This window comes from Aeribacillus sp. FSL K6-1305, from assembly GCF_038050115.1.
Classification (GTDB): Bacteria; Bacillota; Bacilli; order Bacillales; family Aeribacillaceae; genus Aeribacillus; species Aeribacillus composti.
Genome location: NZ_JBBOQV010000002.1, coordinates 750,001 through 768,441, shown reverse-complemented (window position 1 = coordinate 768,441; position 18,441 = coordinate 750,001). Strand labels below are relative to the sequence as shown.

At 37.2% G+C, this 18,441-nt stretch carries 18 protein-coding genes, 9 tRNA genes, 2 rRNA genes and 1 pseudogene (1 of these 30 only partly in view); 7 read left to right on the top strand and 23 right to left on the bottom strand.

Translation table 11 applies throughout. The features are described from left to right. Nucleotides 1-16 precede the first annotated feature (16 nt). From NST97_RS13520 to NST97_RS13500, 5 genes are all read right to left on the bottom strand, one after another. Nucleotides 17-691 carry an MgtC/SapB family protein gene (locus tag NST97_RS13520; RefSeq protein WP_242513753.1) on the bottom strand — a complete coding sequence of 225 codons (675 nt, stop codon included), beginning with the start codon at nucleotides 689-691 and terminating at the stop codon, nucleotides 17-19. Nucleotides 692-1,472: 781 nt separating this feature from the next. After that, complete coding sequence (locus tag NST97_RS13515) at nucleotides 1,473-1,979, bottom strand: hypothetical protein (RefSeq protein WP_339210765.1); 507 nt, start codon at nucleotides 1,977-1,979, stop codon at nucleotides 1,473-1,475. A 146-nt stretch (nucleotides 1,980-2,125) separates the two neighbouring features. Continuing rightward, entirely contained in the window at nucleotides 2,126-3,232 is a 1,107-nt protein-coding gene (locus NST97_RS13510; RefSeq protein ID WP_339198276.1) for a hypothetical protein, read from the bottom strand. Then, the gene (locus NST97_RS13505) at nucleotides 3,213-3,740 is read right to left on the bottom strand and encodes a hypothetical protein (protein WP_341343348.1); all 528 of its coding nucleotides are present in this window, start codon (nucleotides 3,738-3,740) and stop codon (nucleotides 3,213-3,215) included. The genes NST97_RS13510 and NST97_RS13505 overlap by 20 nt, the downstream gene beginning before the upstream one ends. Continuing rightward, nucleotides 3,733-4,200, bottom strand: coding sequence for a type IV pilus modification PilV family protein (locus NST97_RS13500; protein ID WP_339198270.1), 468 nt, complete (start codon nucleotides 4,198-4,200; stop codon nucleotides 3,733-3,735). Before NST97_RS13500 ends, NST97_RS13505 begins: the two co-directional genes overlap by 8 nt. Nucleotides 4,201-4,875: 675 nt before the next feature. On the opposite strand from NST97_RS13500, the gene NST97_RS13495 reads away from it, so the two are divergent. From NST97_RS13495 to NST97_RS13475, 5 genes are read left to right on the top strand one after another with little or no spacing between them, the layout of a single operon-like run. Next, nucleotides 4,876-5,643 carry a hypothetical protein gene (locus tag NST97_RS13495; protein ID WP_341343347.1) on the top strand — a complete coding sequence of 256 codons (768 nt, stop codon included), beginning with the start codon at nucleotides 4,876-4,878 and terminating at the stop codon, nucleotides 5,641-5,643. Between the two features lie 43 nt (nucleotides 5,644-5,686). Beyond that, nucleotides 5,687-5,926 (top strand): hypothetical protein, encoded by a 240-nt coding sequence (locus tag NST97_RS13490; RefSeq protein WP_341343346.1) that lies wholly within the window; start codon nucleotides 5,687-5,689, stop codon nucleotides 5,924-5,926. After that, nucleotides 5,927-6,529: a PilN domain-containing protein gene (locus NST97_RS13485; protein ID WP_341343345.1), complete on the top strand. Its 603-nt coding sequence runs from the start codon at nucleotides 5,927-5,929 to the stop codon at nucleotides 6,527-6,529. It begins immediately after the preceding gene. Beyond that, nucleotides 6,522-7,328, top strand: coding sequence for a hypothetical protein (locus tag NST97_RS13480; protein ID WP_311066724.1), 807 nt, complete (start codon nucleotides 6,522-6,524; stop codon nucleotides 7,326-7,328). The genes NST97_RS13485 and NST97_RS13480 overlap by 8 nt, the downstream gene beginning before the upstream one ends. 18 nt (nucleotides 7,329-7,346) lie before the next feature. Then, nucleotides 7,347-8,099 (top strand): prepilin peptidase, encoded by a 753-nt coding sequence (locus NST97_RS13475; protein WP_341343344.1) that lies wholly within the window; start codon nucleotides 7,347-7,349, stop codon nucleotides 8,097-8,099. A gap of 532 nt (nucleotides 8,100-8,631) precedes the next feature. Here NST97_RS13475 and NST97_RS13470 read toward each other — a convergent pair. From NST97_RS13470 to NST97_RS13445, 6 genes and pseudogenes are all read right to left on the bottom strand, one after another. Continuing rightward, nucleotides 8,632-8,985, bottom strand: coding sequence for a hypothetical protein (locus NST97_RS13470; protein ID WP_339198252.1), 354 nt, complete (start codon nucleotides 8,983-8,985; stop codon nucleotides 8,632-8,634). A gap of 67 nt (nucleotides 8,986-9,052) precedes the next feature. Further along, nucleotides 9,053-9,580, bottom strand: coding sequence for a hypothetical protein (locus NST97_RS13465; protein WP_341343343.1), 528 nt, complete (start codon nucleotides 9,578-9,580; stop codon nucleotides 9,053-9,055). A gap of 268 nt (nucleotides 9,581-9,848) precedes the next feature. Next, a complete protein-coding gene (locus NST97_RS13460; RefSeq protein WP_339198247.1) occupies nucleotides 9,849-10,088 on the bottom strand; it encodes a hypothetical protein in 240 nt (79 codons plus the stop codon). Continuing rightward, nucleotides 10,085-10,768, bottom strand: coding sequence for an ABC transporter ATP-binding protein (locus NST97_RS13455; RefSeq protein WP_339198244.1), 684 nt, complete (start codon nucleotides 10,766-10,768; stop codon nucleotides 10,085-10,087). The genes NST97_RS13460 and NST97_RS13455 overlap by 4 nt, the downstream gene beginning before the upstream one ends. A gap of 12 nt (nucleotides 10,769-10,780) precedes the next feature. Beyond that, nucleotides 10,781-12,136, bottom strand: coding sequence for a hypothetical protein (locus NST97_RS13450; protein ID WP_339198242.1), 1,356 nt, complete (start codon nucleotides 12,134-12,136; stop codon nucleotides 10,781-10,783). A gap of 489 nt (nucleotides 12,137-12,625) precedes the next feature. After that, nucleotides 12,626-12,976 (bottom strand): annotated as a pseudogene (locus NST97_RS13445) (protein rep); the annotation flags it as partial. A gap of 280 nt (nucleotides 12,977-13,256) precedes the next feature. On the opposite strand from NST97_RS13445, the gene NST97_RS13440 reads away from it, so the two are divergent. Both NST97_RS13440 and NST97_RS13435 read left to right on the top strand, forming a co-directional pair. After that, the gene (locus NST97_RS13440) at nucleotides 13,257-13,463 is read left to right on the top strand and encodes a hypothetical protein (RefSeq protein ID WP_153028081.1); all 207 of its coding nucleotides are present in this window, start codon (nucleotides 13,257-13,259) and stop codon (nucleotides 13,461-13,463) included. A 16-nt stretch (nucleotides 13,464-13,479) separates the two neighbouring features. Then, nucleotides 13,480-13,701: a hypothetical protein gene (locus NST97_RS13435; RefSeq protein ID WP_063387107.1), complete on the top strand. Its 222-nt coding sequence runs from the start codon at nucleotides 13,480-13,482 to the stop codon at nucleotides 13,699-13,701. 259 nt (nucleotides 13,702-13,960) lie between these two features. On the opposite strand, the gene NST97_RS13430 is transcribed toward NST97_RS13435, so the two are convergent. The 12 genes from NST97_RS13430 to NST97_RS13375 all read right to left on the bottom strand — a co-directional run. Beyond that, nucleotides 13,961-14,728, bottom strand: coding sequence for a protein rep (locus NST97_RS13430; protein WP_339210757.1), 768 nt, complete (start codon nucleotides 14,726-14,728; stop codon nucleotides 13,961-13,963). A gap of 77 nt (nucleotides 14,729-14,805) precedes the next feature. Beyond that, nucleotides 14,806-14,878: transfer RNA gene (locus tag NST97_RS13425), tRNA-Ala, on the bottom strand. 11 nt (nucleotides 14,879-14,889) lie between these two features. Further along, a tRNA-Pro gene (locus NST97_RS13420) sits at nucleotides 14,890-14,966 on the bottom strand. A gap of 3 nt (nucleotides 14,967-14,969) precedes the next feature. Continuing rightward, nucleotides 14,970-15,046: transfer RNA gene (locus tag NST97_RS13415), tRNA-Arg, on the bottom strand. A gap of 5 nt (nucleotides 15,047-15,051) precedes the next feature. After that, nucleotides 15,052-15,140 (bottom strand) — tRNA-Leu (locus NST97_RS13410). A gap of 7 nt (nucleotides 15,141-15,147) precedes the next feature. After that, nucleotides 15,148-15,219, bottom strand: a tRNA-Gly gene (locus tag NST97_RS13405). A gap of 6 nt (nucleotides 15,220-15,225) precedes the next feature. Next, nucleotides 15,226-15,308: transfer RNA gene (locus NST97_RS13400), tRNA-Leu, on the bottom strand. Nucleotides 15,309-15,315: 7 nt separating this feature from the next. Beyond that, nucleotides 15,316-15,391 (bottom strand) — tRNA-Lys (locus tag NST97_RS13395). A 750-nt stretch (nucleotides 15,392-16,141) separates the two neighbouring features. Then, nucleotides 16,142-16,214, bottom strand: a tRNA-Thr gene (locus NST97_RS13390). A gap of 154 nt (nucleotides 16,215-16,368) precedes the next feature. Further along, nucleotides 16,369-16,444 (bottom strand) — tRNA-Val (locus NST97_RS13385). Between the two features lie 22 nt (nucleotides 16,445-16,466). Further along, nucleotides 16,467-16,582 (bottom strand): 5S ribosomal RNA (rrf, locus tag NST97_RS13380). 95 nt (nucleotides 16,583-16,677) lie between these two features. Next, nucleotides 16,678-18,441: ribosomal RNA gene (locus tag NST97_RS13375) — 23S ribosomal RNA — on the bottom strand; it runs 1,170 nt beyond the window's last position.

The window sequence follows — 18,441 nt, the reverse complement described above, 5'->3', positions numbered from 1 at the left end:
GGAAAAAACCCGCTCTTTAAAAAACTTTTTTAACTTCTTGAAATTTCAATAATTCGTTTATGATTTCAGGCATTTCATCTTTTGGAAGGCCAATTTCAAGTAAATATGAACGCTTCGCATGTTTAGTTTCTTTTGGCTTTGACAATGTAAAATGAATTTTATAAACAGAAATATTTAATTGTTCAAGTTTCCGAGTAAATTCCACCAAATCATCTTCTGGAAGATTAACTTGTATCCATTTTTTGCTTGACTTCTCAGCAAAAAAAGCCTCCACCTTATTGAGAAAGATCAAACTCAACAATACAATCAAGGTAGAAAAAATCGCCAACGGATACATTCCTGCCCCAACAACAAGGCCAAGTCCTGCAACAACCCAAATCGAGGCTGCCGTCGTTAATCCTCTTACCGTAACCCCTCTCACTAATATCGTTCCAGCACCTAAAAAACCAATGCCGCTAATGACATAAGAAGGAATTCTTGCTGGGTCAAAACGAATATTTTCATAACGATCCATATATTCTTCAAAGCCATAAAGAGACAGCAGCATCATCATGCAGGAGCCGACACCAACTAACAAATGCGTGCGAAAGCCTGCTGGATGCCGTTTAAATTCTCGTTCAAGGCCAATAAATCCACTTAAAATGACTGCTAAAACAATGCGAATCAACATAATTTGCCATTCCTCAGGCATTATCATTCCTCCTTACCATCCAAATGACTTTTTCTGTTTTGGCCATATATGAATTTTGAAATGATACAGTATTATACTTTCCCATTATATGCGATGAACAGTGCTCAATATTCAATTGTTCTTGAGTATGAGACTAAGAATGATATGAAACAAAAAAGCACTTTTAGAGCTGGCTTTAAAATCAAACGAAGCTTTCACTGCTCATATGCTTCAAGAATGGAACAGTTTATGCTTCTGAAGTAGCGATCAATTAATTATACTCCGATTGAAGGTTTTAAAGAAAGCGAGCTTGATTGCAATAGATGCGGAGGATCTTCAGAAGAAGCGAGCTCTTAGTTGTTCGTAAATTTGTCGTTTTTGTTCGTTCTGTTTTAAGCTGTTTTGTCTGTTTGTTGTATATTTCCATTTACAAGAGGATAAAAGAGGCTTGAGCTTCTCAAACCGCATTGCAGCGAATAATTGTTTCGTCCATACTTTTTTACAAGGATAAGCAAATCTCGCCTCCATCGCTTTTCTCAGATTAATTAAAACGGTTTGCATCATTCAAATCAATTAAAGATGTTTTTGTAACAGCAAAAATATCCATTTCGGCTTTCGACAATTTTCTCGAAAAATTGGCTTTTAGACTGTCATTTCTTAATTTTTCATTTTATGATCATAACGGAAAGTATTGCAACGGAAAAACATCACAAAAAGCTAAAAAAGAAGCCGATTCCTCCACCGCCTTCACTATACACGAGAGGCGGCGGTCATATCGGCAAAAAAATAAGATGAAAGGTATTTATTCTATGTCACGATTAATAATTTTAGGCGGATCTAAGTTTTTAATAACGGGCTCTCTAGACTTTATATCTGCATACGTATTGATAATTTCCGGATCATAAATAATTTGCAGCCTAGAAAGCTTGCCTATTTGGTTTTGTGCACCTTCAAAATAATCGTTATTCGTAATTTTTTGCGCCCCACTAAAATTTTGATTGCTGGCCCGTCCCCTTATCGCATTTAAAACAATGCGCCTCGCTGATATTCCTCCTTCTATACGAATATTTGAACCAACTCCAAACATTTCTAATGCTTGTTCTGAATAGAAAAACCCTTTAATATTACTAGGTTCATCCTGGTTAACGCTATTATTTCTAATGTTTATATTTCCATTTGCAAAAATAATTAACGAACCGTTTTGGCCTAATCCATTGATGCGCGAATATTCAATCGTCACATCCCCCATTACATACATAATAGAATTAAATTCCGCATCAGCACCTCTAATCGTCAGATCACCGTTCACAAATATGGGGCCGTCCACCCGAATTTTGTCATAATTATTTGGGTTGTACGAATCAGACCACTCGTTGCCAATTGTTAAATTTTTCTCTATATAGGCTCCCTCCTTAAAGGTGGTCTGTTTGAATTGATTATCTGAATTGCGAATTGTTAATGACCTGCAGTGGCAAAGCTTTTAAAAAGATTATTCCCAGTAAATGTGTAATTTCCATCGTATTTTTCATTACACCATAAAAAACATTCATCATGACTCGCATAAACTTTGTCATTAGGCCGATTTTGGTTTGAGATTAGTCTATTATTAGCTTTTATGATCGTTACACCGGGAGAATTATGTTTATAATAAAAAACCGATTTTTGTGCAGGAATTTGAATGTCATCACGGATCGGCTGCCTTTTTACAATAACCGGGGCTTGCCGATTGTAAAAAGCATCATCAATACGATCTGTTAGCTTTGTATAAGAACTTCCAAAATTAGAAGTTGTAATATGTTGTTCATATGGAGGAATATGATTAAAGGTAAAAATATTTCCGCCAAGCAGTAAGTTTGCGTTTGCTTTTCCTTGTGCCGGCAAAATGCTCGGGTAAACGGACGCAATCCATTTCTCCTCACGATTTAATAATGCATATCCGCGGTTCGTTATGATTAAATTCCCGTCTACCTTCATATCCCCTGTGATTGAAACCCCGCCGTGCAAAAACAAATTTCCTTCACCAGGTATACAGGTATTTGGAGTTTTACATAATTTGTTGGCACCGAGCGCATAATGTAACGTCTCCAAAACAGATTGTGCACCAATTTCAACTTCTGAAATAACCGTTTTTTCCTTGCCATCAACAAATCCTCTGCTTAAAAAGGTTATCTTCTTCTTTAGCGGGTTTTCTTCACCATTTTCTATTACATTTTCTATATTTCGTATATATACTCGATATTCACCAATTGCGCCAGTATTGTGAACACTATTTACCTCGTCTTTATAGCGATTTAAAATCGTATTTAATTTCGTTATAAACTCGCTGCGGGTAATTCCTTCTTCTCCGAGTTCATTTTTCAAATCACTTTGAATCTGACTCGTAATATGCTCAATTCCTTTATTGGCTAATTCACGAGCTTGAACATAATCCTCGCTTGTTTGATTTCTTTTCACCCCAGATAAAGCCACTGTCAAAACGGAAACAGACAAGACTGTAAATAGCAAAAAGATCAACATGGTTAAGATCAAGGAGTATCCTTTTTCATTCATTATGATTTTCATTATTATTTTGCACTCCTTTTCGATCATCAATAATGTTCACAATACTTTTCAGTTTCATTGTTTGCTGTGTTTTAGCAGATTGTAAAACTAACAAAATTTCAAACACATCTTCTCGTTCAGTTTCTATCAATTTTGATTCGCGAGAAAGCACGATATTTCCGTTTGTTAACGACAATTCTTTGTTATTAATCACTACACGTGAATGTTCATGATCAAAACCAATTTTGCTGCCGTCATTTTTGATCAAAAAGTAATTCCCGCTTGGATCCGGCAATTTCTGCTCCTTAATCTCACTAACCTTTAACACAAACAGCTCATCAATTAAATGGGCGAGTATATAATCTGCTTCATCGCGCAATGCTGCTTCTTCCATAGCACGGTCATATGTTTTTAATCCGCTAAAAAGAACAGAGTAAGCGATCAGTCCGATAACAGAACCCAATAAAACCACTGAAAGAACTTCTACTAACGTAATTCCTTTACTAGAGGATATGATTTTTTTACTCATAGCTCACATACCCTTCAACCTTTGAAGTAATGGGTGTTTTTGAATTTTGTAAATTCACTTCAACAAGTACATTCATTAATCGAATCGCTTTTTCATTAGCAGTTTGACTGACCGTTACTTGAACTGCATACGTTTTATTATTTATAAGTGGAGAAAACAAAAGTTCACATTCATCGGGATCTGGACGGTTCGAGCAGCTGTCAGAAGTATAAACTTGCGGCTGATTAAAGCGATCATTATCTGGTTCATCAATATAAGAAAAAGGATTCATCTTAATTCTTTCCATTGTTGATTTCGCCAGATGAATTGCCACTAATTGATCATTGTTTACTACAGTTGTTTTATTTGTAAAAACAAAAAGATTAAGAAATGCCAAAATAATGATGGAAAGAATGACGAGAGAAATTAGTATCTCCACAAGTGTAAACCCGTCCATTCTCTTCACAATCTTCATTTTCATAGAATATTCACCCATTTTTTAAATATTAAGTAATAGTCGCAATGGCTGTAGTGAATTGGAACTATATCCTCTGAAATTGGACTTTTTGACTAAAAAACCATTGTCTTAAACGAATCATAATAATAGAATGTAAGTATATGGAACATTTTTACTAAATCCGTAAAAATTTTTCTCTCCAAAATTTGCTATGATTATACAAAAATACATTATTTATTACTTTTATTTTACTTCAAAATAAAGCCTTTTAGACTAAAAGAAAACAATATTTTTACTATTTATCCAAATTTTTACATTTTATTGTGGATGAATTGCTGTAATTTTGCTATTATTATACAAAATATTTCATCTTCGTTGCTTTCATTTTACTCCAAAATAGGTCTTTTTAACTAAATAAAACCGTATTTTTTACCTATTTTGTAAAATTTTATATTTTTACAGGCTGAATTAGACAAATCAATTGTATTTCTTCTTTTACTCATACGATGAAGAAACGAGCTCTAAGGAACTGGAGCCTTGCGCAATCAACCGCGCTTCTAAAAGATCCCGAATATTGGCATTGAAATGAAAAGTCAACCTTAGTAATATATATTTATTTGCCGGTTTCAGTCTTCTAAGCTTGATCAGACAAATGATACATAGAAAGGCAGGTTCTTTATGAGCAGGATGAAAAGGTTAATGGCTTTGTTTTTTTCTTTCATAATCGCTATATCAGCTGCGACCATTAGTTTCGGAACTCCCCATATCGCAAACGCTGCCTTTACAATTCCTGATGGTTCTACAGTCGGAGGAATTGATGTCGGTGGAATGACTGTTGATGAAGCTAAAGACATTTTATCAGATAAGATCAATGAGTGGAAAAATCAAAGTGATATGACGATTGAATCACCCACGGAAATATTAACCATTCCATCTGAAGATATTCAGTATGACCTGAATCAAACGATGGATCAATTGCTCGAAAAAACAAAAACACCGTGGTATGCCTTCTTTATTAAAAAAAAATCAGTTGATCTGCCGTTGGTTGTAAAAGTGAATATAACAGATGAAGAACTTTCAGAATGGCCGAACCATATTGATAAAGTCAAAACGATAAACAACGTTGAAACAACGGCCTCTTATTTAGGAGAACATAACATTCAAGCGGTTTTAACAGAAGCAAACGAACAAAATGATGTAATTGCTGAAGCAAGCTGGAATATTCCGAAAGACTATATCTTTTTAGATGAGTTAGTAGAAGAATTAAATGGAAAAAAGATAACACCTGGAAATTCATTTTCGTTTTTGCAGCAAGTGGCAAATGAGGTGAGTTATTTTAGGGAGGATGATGGAAATTTCGTCGTTTCTATGCTGTATTCTTTGCTACTGCAAACAAATGTAGAGATTATTGAGCGCCATTCGCAGCGAGTAATTCCGGCCTATTCATCTGCTCACCTGGACGTATAATGGTGACGAAGCGCAATTTTTAGGTTTAATTGATGATCAAATAATGGAATTGGAGCGGATGATGAATTTTTACCGCTACTCCATTCATAAAGGTCAGAAAGCTGTATCGAAAATTATGCTGTTAGGAGATTTTCCAAACTTAGATTTGATTAGAAAAAAAATAGAAAGTCAATTTCAAATTCCCGTTACGATTTTAGATGCTTACCTTTCTCCTGAAAAAATGGATAAAGTTCCTCGTCATTTTATACCTGCTTTAGGGCTTGCCTTGAAAGGGGGAAGTTAAGTGATCCCTGAAATAAATTTATTGCCGAAATCCGAAAGACAAAGTTCGACGGTTTTGATTATTTTTATCTCTTTTCTTGTTATTTGGCTAATCTGTTTATCGATCATTGTTTATCAATATATTCATACGAAAAATGAGAAAGAACTGGCCGATACGAGAATTGAAAATTTAAAAATGGATAAGGAAATTTTAGAAACTCAAGTAGAAAATCAAAAAAATGGTCAATCAGGCAGCTTAGAAGAAGCGGTCGCTAAAGCAGAGGAATTGACCGCACCTACCTCACATTTCATTGAAGAATTGCTGGAATTGCTGCCAAATCATAGCTATTTAAGCCATTATGAATATGAAAATAAACAATTGTCGATCCAAACCCAATTCGAATCATTGGATGTTGCCGCATCTTATGTTGCAAAGCTCGTCTCTTCCCCTCTTTTTACAAATGTAAGGATCAAAGAAATTAAAGCCTTCACATTTGAAGAAGCTTCAGAGGAACAAGTGGATGGAGAAATGTTCAAGGAGATTCCGAGATATGATGTGAATATTATTCTTGAGACTCATTCTTCGGCGTTAGAGGACGAAAACGGGGGTGAAGAAGATGAGTGATTTCCTCCAAGAAAGGAAAATCTTTTTTTATTGTTTAATCGTTTTACTGTTTTTGCTTATTGGCGTTGTGTATATGTATACGGTAAAGCCTTTGAAAGACGATGTTGCGCTTGCACAGTTAGATGCCAATCAGCTTGAAGTGGAAATGAAGCAATTGGAAGCACAATTGAATAAAAGTAAAACGGATAAGGAAGAAAATACTGCTCAATTAGAGAAAAAAATGCCGTTAAGCCGCAATATGGACCAGCTGCTGCTTGATTTACAGGAAGCGGAATACGTCAGCGGCAGCCAAATCCAGAACATTTCCTTTAAGGATGAGCAAACGCTGTCTGAATCGGAATTATTATCGGAAAACAATAAAACAGATACGAACAATACGAACGAAAATAAGGAGCAAAATGAATCAACCGAAATGGAGTCTGCAACTAATCAATCTGAAAATGAAAGTGCGGATGCTCCGTCTAATCAAAGCGAAAACCAATCAGCTTCGAACGAATCGACAGAGAAAGAAAAATATAAAAACGTGAAACTAATTACCTTTAATCTGTCGGTTGTTTCACCAGATTTCAAGCATTTTTTACAATTCCTACAAGAAATAGAAAAATTGGAGCGAATCACCCGAGTGGACGTCCTTTCGTTCACGAAACCGGGGGAAAAGGAGCTTTTAGAGGACGAAACGAATCAAACCATTACGATGGAAATTCAATTAACTACCTTTTATTTTGATTCAGCAGATAAAAGTCATTCATCAGAAACAAATAAGGAATCGCAAAATGGTAAAAACAGCCCTAAATACTAATGTACGAGGAGTTTGGCAATGGTTTTCGTTTACCTTTTTTTCTTTGCTATCGGAATCATTTTCGGGTCTTTTTTTAATGTTGTCGGTCTTCGCATCCCGAAAAAACACTCAATCGTTCAGCCGAGGTCGCACTGCCCGCATTGTGGCCATTTCTTATCCTGGTATGAATTAATACCCATCTTTTCATATGTGCTTCAGAAAGGAAAATGCCGAAGCTGCCGTGTACCGATTTCGGCTATTTACCCAGTGATGGAGCTGTTTACAGGTTTACTATTTGTTTTTAGTTTTTACAAAATTGGATTTAACGAGGAGCTTTTAGTAGCACTACCCTTTGTTTCACTTCTTATCATTATTACGGTGAGTGATTTATCGTACAAATTGATTCCGAATCGAATTTTAATATTTTTCTTCGTTCTATTTGTTCTCCTGCGGACCTGGATTCCGCTTCATCCTTGGTATGATTCGATAATTGGAATGACTGTCGGTTTTGTCCTTCTTTATATCATTGCCATTGTAAGCAATGGCGGAATGGGAGGCGGAGATATTAAACTATTTGCTGTTTTAGGATATGCTTTAGGTCTTAAAGGAGTTTTATTAGCTTTTTTCCTGTCTACCTTAATTGGTGCATTATTCGGTCTATTTGGCATCATCACGAAACAATTAAGCCGTAAATCAGCGATACCATTCGGACCTTTCATAAGTATTGGAGCCGTGCTTTCATATTTTTATGAAACGGAAATTTTCCATTGGTATATTCAGTTAATCATATAATGGACAAAAGAAAACAGGTCTGACTTTTCTTTTCTTTTGATATGAAACCAAAGTATTTTTAACAGCTAGCCTAGCGAGCTAAACGGCCTTTTCAAAATCTTTACAATGGTGATAATGCCATCCATAACAACGATAAATGTTAATTAATCGGTTACACGCTCTCTTTTCTTGTTGAATATATAAACACTCAAAGCTTGCAGAAGGAATATATACGCTAAATATATGGCAATGGAAAATAATATGTTATATCCCTTATCAATTTCCGAAGACGGCAAATGGAAATAAGAAGAAATATCTAAATGATTGAATATAACGTAATCAAAAACAGCCAATTTACGCAGAAATGCAAAAAACGCAATTTTTGCAATCTCCACAACAAAAAGCATGGAAAAAATAAAAATATACTTTTTGAATAGAACAGCCAAAAACATAGATCATGTTACATAAAAAATTGCGGTATAGGACTTCGCAATAAGTAATAACAATGCATGATAAAAAATATCATGATGAAATCCATAAAGTATGATAACGATTATGCTAGTCGATAATACAATGATTCCGTTGCAAATAAATACGAACAAATAAGAAGCGTATATTTATGTAAAATCATTTTACGGGTGCTTTTATTTTTTTCAAAAACTCCATCTTTCATGATTGAAGCAGCAGAGCAAAAAATATAATATAGCAAGGCAATGAGGGCAATGATATCGACAGAGAAGCTTTGGAAAATCAATGACTCCGATTCTTCCGATAAAGCATCCTGTACAGACTTCATATTCTCATTGCTAAGTATGAAATATTGCAGTCCGCATCCTATCATGATTGCAGCAAGTATAACATAAATTGGTTTGTGACGAGAAAAATACATTTTTATTTCATTAACCATTTTCATATCCTCTCATATATTTTGCAAAGTTCCTCTGGAAAACAGTCAATGATCATGCGATCGTTTTTTATAGTGAATTGAAATTAATGAATAAAACTAGAGCATTTATTACGATTAAAAACATACACAATAATAGCGCCTTTTTGGAATCGGTGATATTTTTTTTAACAATGATGAATATATATATTACGTTTACAATAATCGTTATGAAAATTTTTGCGTATATATTCGTTGAAATATTGTAAACATACTCTTGATGAATAAAGTTTGTGATAATGATCGTAATGGAAAATGGCAAATATCCAATCATTAAATAAAAAAAGCTTGAAAATATGGATGGATATTTCTGCGGTTTAAATAATAGTATGATAAATCGATAGATAAAAGCTTGAAAGAAAAGAAAAACAATCGAAAAGATCATTATGACAAAATTTAGGAATACAAACATGATTTCTTTCGTTTTAAAAATGTTCATTTCATAGATTACACTGCCTTGATTCATGATCATGTATTGACTGATAAATTGTATGGATAATAAATACCAAAGCGTAAACAGTATTAATAATATTTTTTCATTTGCTTTTAATTTAACCATTTATGTCCCCCCAGAAATTCAAAAGCATAATATTCCACTATGGCTGCAACAAAGTAAACAGCTATCATTGTCAGCAATAACATACAAACAGCCTTTATATTTTCTTTGTTTATTTCTTTTTTTAACACAGTTTTATAAAAATCTTTCATTCTTTTCGAAGCGATGATACATATGATCCATCCTACTATTTCTATCGGCGTATGGAAAATTAAAGTCATGAAAGTTTTATATACGCCAAAGAGCTCTATGCCAAAATATATGTTTAACCCTAAAAAAAAAATGAATTATATAAAATAATCGGATAAGATATGAAACTTGTTAGCAGAACTAACATAATGCCGATTGAGGCGTTATTGAAAAAAATATCAATAAAATTTAGATCGAGAGCTTCCCTTTTTAAATCGACTTCTAATAATGCGCCAAAGAAGAATCCTGCCAATAAAAAACCAAATATAAGCAGAGGAATTTTCATGAACTCTTCCCTTTTTATGACGAACTGACGATTCATTTATACTGCTCCTGTTCTAAACCTAAATACTGAAATATATTTTTTTTATAACTTTGAGTATTTACGTTTGTAATCTGCTTAATCGTTTTGCTATCTTCCATCACAATGCACTGCTTAGTGTACCTTTCGATATCATGAAAATTATGGGTAGTGATGATAATTGTGAAGTTAAACTTATTTTTTCTGAGCAGCTCTTTAAAATTCATTTCAGATTTATAATCTAAACCGTTAAATGGCTCATCAAATATTAAAATATCTGCATTGGACATAAATCCCATTAATATAATCAATTTTTGCTTTTGCCCTAAAGAAAGACCCTTTAACTTGTTCGGTAAAAATTCTTTAATATTCAATACTTCAAATTCGTTTAATAGTTCTTCAAGCTCTTCTTTATTTTTATTATGAATTCGTGAATGTAACTCGAGAAACTCTTGTGCTGTCAATTCATCAAAAACTAAATATTCAATATCCAAGTAAACGATTTTCTTATTACGATTTAAGCTCTTAACAGAAGCATTTTCCGTTTTGATTATATTCGACAATATTTGCACGGTTGTAGTTTTGCCCACGCCATTTGGCCCGACAATGGCTGTCACTTCATTTTCAGGTATTGAAAAAGATATATGATCTAAAATTTTTTTCTCCCCTATGCTATACGTTAAATTTTTAATTTCTAACATTTATTTTTTACCTCACTTATGTAATTCGTCAAAAAAGCTCTTCCTCCAATAATGCGCCAATATTGACACACAAAATAGTATGACGGAAACGAGCAGCAACATCGTTGTAGCTAAGCTGGAGCTCTTTATGCTGCTACTGTTTACAAGAATGCTAATAATGGCACTGGGAACAAACGCTATTAATAATACGTTGGATAAACCTTTTTTTGTGTGTATAAACAAATTAGGCAATTCACTTTTCTTCAATATTTTTCTCGTGATTAAAATGATTAGTTCATCTGCCTTAATGTCTAATATGTATACAAGCATCAGCAGGAAAGCATAAATATATTGCTGATTTAAAATGAGATAACAGAGGTGAAATAGTAAAACGGGCAATAATAAGAAGAAATTATTTAAGTTAATATTCATCATAAACTCAGATTGAATTTTTTTGTCTAAAGACTTTAAATAAAACAAATAATAACCATAAGTTTCCATAGTTAAAAAATCAATAAATTTGATTTTTACAAAAAGAGATGAAATTAAATAGGATATGATTATCAGTGATTCTTCGATATTGCTGATGAAAACAAACAAGCTGGATGTGATCTGTATCAAAGTCAAAAATATGAAGGGTATAAAAAATAGTTTGAAATAATGGATTAATTGTTTTTCCTGGAAAATTCGTGTAGTAGCTTTAATATATCTTAATAAAAAATAGTTAGATATTAACAGAATTAATAGAAAAGCCACCCATAAAAATAATAAAACCTCGATTTTATTGGTTGCACTCGCGAAGCTAAAACCTGCTTTTTGCGATACTTCTTGAATGATTTGATAACTTAACAATATTACAAACATGAGACGAGCCATTTTTAAAATATTTAATATGTATTGAAATTCTGATATTTTAGCAAACAAAGAAAGATAAATGATGATACAGCTTAAAATCAATAAGATCAAAAAAAGTTGTTTATCTAAAAATGCATAATATATAAACTGTATCAGTATCCATGTATAAACGTTTTTAAAATTAGCAGTGATTACATAAAAAATAGACGGTATTAATCCATAAACTTTTTTAAATCCTTTTGGAACTTCAAATCTTAACAAAGTTATAATGATAAATAATTCCATTAAATATTTTGCGATTAAAATTTCCCATTTATAGTCATTTAAAATACGATGAATATGTACATTTTGAGAAGGGTCTAGTAAAAGAATAATCCCTAATAATAAAATATTTGACGCTGCATAAAAGTATATATAATATTTCGCCAGATACTTAAGTTCAGGTAAAATTTTTTCAAATTTTTCATACAAATTGCTTTGATATGCTCTTAAAGCATTGATTGCAATAAGAAAAAAAATTCTTACATATGACATAGTCTGCACCTCATCAATAAAACCATAAAACGAAATTTAGAAACAATGTTCATTACGCGATGTTTATCTATTTTCTTAAATTTTTCCTAAAAAATAATGAAGCTGCTGAGCCATTGTATAGCTGAACTCATATTTAAACTCTCACTTTCTCTTCATCTGATCAATTAAATAATATTACCAAATATACCATTAATCAACCATATTTAGCGATTTATTAGAAATTCTCCCATTTTTTATGTTTCGATCGATATCGATAGTTTTGTTTGCCCCCATCGCTATACACTTTTCGGATCATACTAACGGCTTCAAAGCACTATGTTAAGCAACACAAAAAAATGTGCTCCTTATGCTCCCTTCGGTCCGCTACCGCACATTTTAATTGACAACCGCCATGCGTCACCTTCTTCCCTCTAGTGACCCGCCGAGCAATAAAAAAAGATACGAAAATCATCTCCCGTATCTTCTGTATCTCTAATTTTCTACACCCTATTAATCTCTCTTTATCACATAATTTTTTAAACCGATATGCCACTTGCCAATCACATCAAAAGCACCGTTTGCTACTTCGTCATTTTCGGAGATATAGACTAAATCTCCATCTTCTGCATCTCCCAAATTCAATTCCTTGTGGATCTGTTTCAGCAAACCACCATAACCGATTAATCGCTTATATGCCAAGGCGTTGTCTAACACCAAAACGGTTTCCACATTTTCATCCGTGACCTTATTCCCTTTAATGACATCCGTATCTTTGACTGGATACTTAGAAACTTCCAAAATAGCATTTTGTTCTCTGATAGCTTTTTTAAAATCTTTCTCGTATTCTTCTAAGTCTTTTTTATATCTTTTCCAAACCACCTCAAGCATCAAACAAACAGCAATGAAAGCAGCTAAAATAATCGTCGCTGTAGCAAAGGAAGTATGCTCTCTAATGTTGTACATTATCAATCCCAAAAACCACACGTTATAAAAAGTAAAACGTTTTTTCCTATCTTTAATTCAAACCCTTCTAAATTTTCGACTAATTCTAATTAAATCATATCCAAAGTATCCCAAAAAGACTTATATTTGTTTATAGTAGTAGTATATTGGCCCATATAATTCCAGGAAAGGATGTTTTTTGATTGAAAAAGAGTGTGAAAGTAAAGGAGATAATGCTATGATTGTGAAAAAGAAGAAATTTGGTTTTTTAGTGAAGATTATATTGGTTGCCCCACCTCTGTTAGGATCAACAAGTTTTTTGGGATTTAATAAATCAAGTAATGTTGCTCATGCAGCAGAAAAGAGAGTTGTAGTAGGGTCTTATACTTTATCCAAAGCTCAATAAAGAGTTGGCTAATAATATGAAAGCAATAAAAGGTAATAGTAATCTAAAAATTGTTATTTTAGCTATTGCTACTAAATGGGGTGGAGTTGCTGGATGGGCTTCTGCATTAGCAACACAACTGAGTTCTAATTCTCTTTATAAAAAAGAAGTTATAAATGCTGCAAAAAAAGGAAAGAGATTAAAAATAACAATAACTGATTATAAAAATTACCATACATCCTATTCAGTACAAATATAATACACGATTGTAAAATAATTTAAAATGGGGCGAGATTATGAATAAAAACTCACTGATAGCATTTTTAAAAAGTTATATTAGCCTCGCGGCTATAATGTTATTGATTTATTTAATCTTAGGTCCATCTGAAAATGTATCTTTGATTTTTGTTATGGCATTAGGGCTACCAATAACGGCAATAATGGTCTTCACAGGATGGGACAAAAAGTTAAAAAAACATCTACCTTAGTAAGAAATGCAGGCTCTAGGCCTGCTTTTCTTACTTGATTATGTAATTCTTTATGCCAGGATGCCAATAAGCCATAACCTCAAATGCAGCGTTTGCCACCTCATCATTTTCTTCCTCAATCTTAACCAGATCGCTGTCCTCTGCATCACCGAGATTCATTTCCTTATGTATCTCCTTCAAAATGCCACCATATCCGATTAGTCGCCGAGCCGACAGCGCGTCGTCCAGATAGTAGACCGTATCCAAATTGTCTTCAGTCACCTTGTTGCCGCGGACAAGATCTGTATCCTTCACAGGGTACTTTGAAATTTCCAAAACAGCTTTTTGCTCCTCTATAGCCTCTCGCACTTCACTCTCGATCTGTTCAGCATCAATCTTGGTTTTCCCTTTGCCCCGCTGTATATGTACAATCGGCGTGTAATCAAGTTTCATTGCCTTTTTCCAAAGGCTTGTCCAATCTTTTTGACTAATATATAACTTGCCTGTGAAATAACTTTTCTTTACTGGTAATAACACATGAAAATGTGGATGATATGTATGTTCTTCATGATTTTTCGTGATTTCTAAAGCTCGAAAATACCCAAGGACGGCTGCATCAAATCGCTTGTACTTCGTCAAACGATTAAACCCCTTCATCATATCGGAAATCGTTTGGCGAAGCTCTCCTCCCTCGACATTCCGAACTGTCAGTGTGAGAAATAACCAAGCACAATGATATCGCCGATTGGCTTCCTCAACAATCAATTTATTGTGATATGCAATTTTTAACGACCTGCGCCAGGCATGTCCATTTTTCATGGGCAATAAAAAAACCTTAGGAATCTCCCTAAGGTTCAGTGGATTATTGGAATTGGTTGTATAAATAAATATTTGGATGGAGCCTAGCGGGATCGAACCGCTGACCTCCTGCGTGCAAAGCAGGCGCTCTCCCAGCTGAGCTAAGGCCCCTTTAAATTCCCTGGTCGGGAAGACAGGATTCGAACCTGCGACCCCATGGTCCCAAACCATGTGCTCTACCAAGCTGAGCTACTTCCCGATATGGCGCGCCCGAGAGGAGTCGAACCCCTAACCTTTTGATCCGTAGTCAAACGCTCTATCCAATTGAGCTACGGGCGCCAATATGGTGCCGAGGACCGGACTTGAACCGGTACGGTAGTCACCTACCGCAGGATTTTAAGTCCTGTGCGTCTGCCAATTCCGCCACCCCGGCAGAGAAAAGCGGAAGACGGGATTCGAACCCGCGACCCCCACCTTGGCAAGGTGGTGTTCTACCACTGAACTACTTCCGCATATGATGCGGGTGGAGGGACTTGAACCCCCACGCCATAAAGGCGCTAGATCCTGATTCTAGTGCGTCTGCCAATTCCGCCACACCCGCGTCAAAATGGTGAGCCATGGAGGATTCGAACCTCCGACCCTCTGATTAAAAGTCAGATGCTCTACCGACTGAGCTAATGGCTCATAAAAAATTTTTTCTCCTAATCCATTTTTCATTTGTCAGATGTCCCTTCCTCTGCCAGTCTTTTCGAGGATGTTGGATGCGTCGGGACAACTCGTCGCCTATTCGATGAAGCCTTGCTCGTTGCTCTACCGACTGAGCTAATGGCTCATAAAAAATTTTTTTCTTCTAATCCATTTTTCATTTGTCAGATGTCCCTTCCTCTGCCAGTCTTTTCGAGGATGTTGGATGCGTCGGGACAACTCGTCGCTTATTCGATGAAGCCTTGCTCGTTGCTCTACCGACTGAGCTAATGGCTCATAAAAAATTTTTTTCTTCTAATCCATTTTTCATTTGTCAGATGTCCCTTCCTCTGCCAGTCTTTTCGAGGATGCTGGATGCGTCGGGACAACTCGTCGCCTATTCGATGAAGCCTTGCTCGTTGCTCTACCGACTGAGCTAATGGCTCATAAAAAATTTTTTTCTCCTAATCCATTTTTCATTTGTCAGATGTCCCTTCCTCTGCCAGTCTTTTCGAGGATGTTGGATGCGTCGGGACAACTCGTCGCTTATTCGATGAAGCCTTGCTCGTTGCTCTACCTGCTGAGCAATGGCTCATGATCAAAAATATTTTTTCAGCTGTCTCTTCTGTCTTAACTATTGGGAAGACGATCAATGACATCAGGGCAAAACAACCTGCCACAAATTTGATGAAGCATTGCTTGTCTGACAACTGATTGAAAGACATATTCATAATAAAACAACTAAAATGATGCCGGCGAGAGGAATCGAACCCCCAACCTACTGATTACAAGTCAGTTGCTCTGCCAATTGAGCTACACCGGCATAATAACAACTTCAATACTCAGTTTTTGCCTTTGCTTAAATTGTTATTCCAATGAAAGTAAGCTTGCTTAAGAAGAATCTCAATGTAGTACGCTGAAGTATAATCAAAGAAGACAGAACATGCTCTCCAATTGATCTTCACGAGCATGCAAGATGGTGGAGGATGACGGGATCGAACCGCCGACCCCTTGCTTGTAAGGCAAGTGCTCTCCCAGCTGAGCTAATCCTCCTAAAAACAATTAAATAAAGGCAGCCTGGCAGCGTCCTACTCTCACAAGGGACAAACCCTCACTACCATCGGCGCTGAAGAGCTTAACTTCCGTGTTCGGGATGGGAACGGGTGTGACCTCTTCGCCATTGCCACCAAGCAGCCTTTTCTGTTTTCCTTCCTGTTGTCAAATGACATCGGAATGTCATTCTTTCAAAACTAGATAACGTTTCTTTCACGAATAGATGCTCTTTCTTGGTTAAGTCCTCGATCGATTAGTATCCGTCAGCTTCACGTGTCGCCACGCTTCCACCTCGGACCTATCTACCTCGTCATCTTCAAGGGATCTTACTCGCTTTTCGCGATGGGAAATCTCATCTTGAGGGGGGCTTCACGCTTAGATGCTTTCAGCGCTTATCCCTTCCGCACATAGCTACCCAGCGGTGCCCCTGGCGGGACAACTGGTACACCAGCGGTGCGTCCATCCCGGTCCTCTCGTACTAAGGACAGCTCCTCTCAAATTTCCTGCGCCCGCGACGGATAGGGACCGAACTGTCTCACGACGTTCTGAACCCAGCTCGCGTACCGCTTTAATGGGCGAACAGCCCAACCCTTGGGACCGACTACAGCCCCAGGATGCGATGAGCCGACATCGAGGTGCCAAACCTCCCCGTCGATGTGGACTCTTGGGGGAGATCAGCCTGTTATCCCCGGGGTAGCTTTTATCCGTTGAGCGATGGCCCTTCCATGCGGAACCACCGGATCACTAAGCCCGACTTTCGTCCCTGCTCGACTTGTAGGTCTCGCAGTCAAGCTCCCTTCTGCCTTTGCACTCTCCGAATGATTTCCAACCATTCTGAGGGAACCTTTGGGCGCCTCCGTTACCTTTTAGGAGGCGACCGCCCCAGTCAAACTGCCCACCTGACACTGTCTCCCGCCCCGATCAGGGGCGCGGGTTAGAATGTCAGTACAGCCAGGGTAGTATCCCACCGTCGCCTCAGCGCAAGCTGGCGCTCACGCGTCTCTGGCTCCTACCTATCCTGTACAAGCTGTACCCACATTCAATATCAGGCTGCAGTAAAGCTCCACGGGGTCTTTCCGTCCTGTCGCGGGTAACCTGCATCTTCACAGGTACTATAATTTCACCGAGTCTCTCGTTGAGACAGTGCCCAGATCGTTACGCCTTTCGTGCGGGTCGGAACTTACCCGACAAGGAATTTCGCTACCTTAGGACCGTTATAGTTACGGCCGCCGTTTACTGGGGCTTCGGTTCGCACCTTCAGCTACAGCTTAAGCGCTCCCCTTAACCTTCCAGCACCGGGCAGGCGTCAGCCCCTATACTTCACCTTACGGTTTCGCAGAGACCTGTGTTTTTGCTAAACAGTCGCCTGGGCCTTTTCACTGCGGCTCATCATGGCTTATCACCTTGATGAGCACCCCTTCTCCCGAAGTTACGGGGTCATTTTGCCGAGTTCCTTAACGAGAGTTCTCTCGCTCACCTTAGGATTCTCTCCTCGCCTACCTGTGTCGGTTTGCGGTACGGGCACCTCTCACCTCGCTAGAGGCTTTTCTTGGCAGTGTGGAATCGGGAACTTCGGTACTTCCTTTCCCTCGCCATCACAGCTCAAGCACACGGCAAGCGGATTTGCCTGCTTGCCAGCCCTAACTGCTTGGACGCGCACATCCAGCCGCGCGCTTGCCCTATCCTCCTGCGTCCCCCCATTGCTCAAACGGTGAGGAGGTGGTACAGGAATATCAACCTGTTGTCCATCACCTACGCCTTTCGGCCTCGGCTTAGGTCCCGACTAACCCTGAGCGGACGAGCCTTCCTCAGGAAACCTTAGGCTTTCGGCGGAGGGGATTCTCACCCCTCTTTCGCTACTCATACCGGCATTCTCACTTCTAAGCGCTCCACCGGTCCTTCCGGTCCGGCTTCGATGCCCTTAGAACGCTCTCCTACCGCTGACACCAACGGTGTCAACCCGCAGCTTCGGTGATACGTTTAGCCCCGGTACATTT